Genomic DNA, 2,306 nt, shown 5'->3' with positions numbered 1-2,306 from the left:
CGCGACTCATGAGTGCTCGGTTATATGCGGGCCAATTGGTTGTGCGGTAGATTTTCTGTGTAGGCTTATTCATTTGGAAATTATATCGCTGAAAAAGCCTTTACAGATAGGTTTGTGCAACAAAGCCGTTTTCAATGGGTGCTGTTGCGATTGCGGTGATGCAAGCAGCTAGCGCGCAGGTAGCCGTGACCAATATCGTAGCTATGCAGCTTCCTGGACAAGGAACTGAAATTCGGGTGATGTTCAATGGTTTGCCACCACAGCCACAGGCCTATCAATTAGAATCACCTTCACGTCTAATTTTAGATTTTGACTAGGCCCAACAAAACTTAAAACAAAGCAATATTCCGGTGGCAACACGTGAAGCCAGTTCGGTCGATGTGACTTCGGATGCACAACGTGCCCGTTTGACTGTTAATCTGGCAGATGCTGGTGCCTTTACTACGCGAGTTGAAGGGAATACTTTATCCTGAAAATCAACTCAGCACCAGTCGCGACAGCTCAACCGGTATTACAGCAGTCAGCTCAGGGAATTAGCAATATCAGTTTCCAGCGTGGGGCTCAAGGTGAAGGTCAGGTGGTGATTGACCTGGCAGGCAATAATACCCCGGTTGATGTACAGCAGCAGGGAACTAAAATCATTGTTCGAACCTTAGGCACGAAGATCCCGACGCATTTGACCCGTCGTCTGAATGTGAATGATTTTGCGACGCCTGTGTCGAGTGTGGATGCAGTGAATCAAAATGGATCAGGCATGATTACGATCCAGTCCGGGGAAAGCTATGAATATATGGCTTATCAAACGGATAATAAGCTGACCATCAGTTTGAAACGTCCGGAAGCCAAGAGTCCGCTACGTCCGAAGACCGTGGCTTATAGCGGCAAGAAAATTTCACTCGATTTCCAGGATATTGAAGTACGTCGTGTACTACAGCTTTTGGCTGATTTTACCGATATCAATATGGTGGCAGCAGATAGTGTACAAGGCAATATTACCTTGCGCCTAAAAGAAGTGCCTTGGGATCAGGCACTGGATATTGTACTGAAAACCAAAAACCTGGATAAACGCCGTAATGGCAATGTGATCTGGATTGCACCAGTGACAGAACTGATTAAGGCAGAAGAGGAAGAGGCAAAAGCCTTGAAGCAGAGCGTTGCACTTGCCCCTATTCAGACTGAATATATGCAGCTGAGTTATGCTAAAGCTACAGATATTGAAAAACTGATCACTCAAAATAAAGGTGCATCTAGTTCGGGCGGTTCAAGTAACACCACGAATAATGATGATAAAGAAAGTTTATTAAGTTCACGTGGTTCAGTGTCTATCGATGCACGAACCAATACCATTATTGTGAATGATACCCAGCCTTTTATCGATAAAATCCGGAATATGGTGGATCTGCTCGATGTACAGGTCAAGCAGGTAATGGTTGAGGCGCATATTGTACGTGCCACCACTGACTTCACCAAAGAAATGGGGGTAAAGTGGGGGATTCTGTCACAAGGAATTACCAACAATAATAGCCTTCTGGTCGGTGGTAGCGATACGACGTTGTGGGATCTCAGAGATCCGCAAGAAAGTGATTTGGGCGGATATACTTATGAAATTCAGCGTCCACAAAACCTGAATGTAGACTTGGGTGTCACCAGTCCGGGCGCCAGCCGTATTGCCTTTGGTTTGATTAGTCTCTCTGATTTTATGCTGGATCTTGAACTGTCTGCATTGCAAGCGGATGGCTATGGTGAAGTTATTTCAACACCAAAAGTACTCACAGCAGACAAGCAAAAAGCCACGGTTGCATCTGGTTCACAAATTCCGTATCAATCTGCTGAAGGTGGAGGGGCCAATGCTGTATCCACTACTGAGTTTATTGATGCGACTTTGAGTCTGGATGTCACGCCAAGTATTACTCCAGATGGGAAAGTGCAGATGGAGCTGAATATTACCAGTGACTCCCCAGGCAACCCAACGCCGACCGGACAATTGACTATTAATAAAAACCAGATCAATACCAATGTGCTGGTGGATAATGGTGAAACAGTGGTCCTGGGTGGGATTTTTGAGCAGGAAACCCGTAATGCACAAACCAAGGTGCCATTCCTGGGGGATATTCCTTATGTAGGGCGTTTATTCCGTAAAGATTTAAAATCGGATAACAAGCGTGAGTTGCTGATTTTCGTGTGCCGCAGCAAGCGGCGTAAGAGATGAGGGTATGGCCCCTCGCTATCGGCTTGCAGGAGCAGGTAGCAAACCACCATAAGCGGCTTGGATCAAAAGTCCCGGTCGTGAGCGTTATGGAAAAGGC

Annotated in this window: 1 pseudogene; it reads left to right on the top strand. The window is 46.1% G+C overall.

The window, feature by feature from the left end:
* Positions 1-134: 134 nt before the first annotated feature.
* Positions 135-2,209: pseudogene (pilQ, locus tag FTU82_RS15885) on the top strand (type IV pilus secretin PilQ).
* The last annotated feature ends 97 nt before the right edge of the window (positions 2,210-2,306 follow it).

Origin of the sequence: Acinetobacter sp. YH12151 (assembly GCF_013418355.1) — a bacterium.
Taxonomy (GTDB): Bacteria; Pseudomonadota; Gammaproteobacteria; order Pseudomonadales; family Moraxellaceae; genus Acinetobacter; species Acinetobacter pseudolwoffii.
This window is presented reverse-complemented; position numbering and strand designations above follow the sequence as displayed.